The organism is Salinimicrobium oceani (assembly GCF_012037645.1).
The window spans coordinates 1-477 of the sequence record NZ_JAAVJR010000533.1; the positions used below are offsets into that span (position 1 = coordinate 1).

Sequence of the window (477 nt, forward strand, 5' to 3'; positions counted from 1 at the left end):
GCTGCGGAATAGTATATCGTCCGGAATCAAACTGAGTAAGTGCATATTCCCGGATCAGTCTTTGGCGATCTCCTATTTTACTCGTATCAATGGCATAAGCCTCGATCATTTCCAGCGGAGAAAAGGTCTGCCCCTCAGGAAATACCACAGGCGAATTTCCATTAGATTCTACCGAAAGCCGGTAGGTGATCTGCTCTCCTATTCTTATCTTGGTGGTATCTACGGATGCCGAAACTTCCTGCGCACGTAAACTTCCGGAAGCGGCAACAAGAAAAAACAATAGCAGGCAGAATGCAGAACCTCTGTTCCTTAAGGTGTCAAAAATGTGATTCTGCCGCAAACTTTTTTTCATTAATATTTCTTTACCTGGTCTTAAAATAGCCCAGTAACTTTTTCACATAACTTTCATCAACACGGGTACTAAGGCTACCGGCGCCGCTTTTCCTGAAGCTTTCGGTAAAATAGTCCACCCTGTCG

Annotated in this window: 2 pseudogenes; both read right to left on the minus strand. The window is 44.4% G+C overall.

The features are described 5' to 3' along the window. Nucleotides 1–352: pseudogene (locus tag HC175_RS18095) on the minus strand (DUF4381 domain-containing protein); the annotation flags it as partial. A gap of 10 nt (nucleotides 353–362) precedes the next feature. Further along, nucleotides 363–477 (minus strand): annotated as a pseudogene (locus HC175_RS24385) (DUF58 domain-containing protein); the annotation flags it as partial.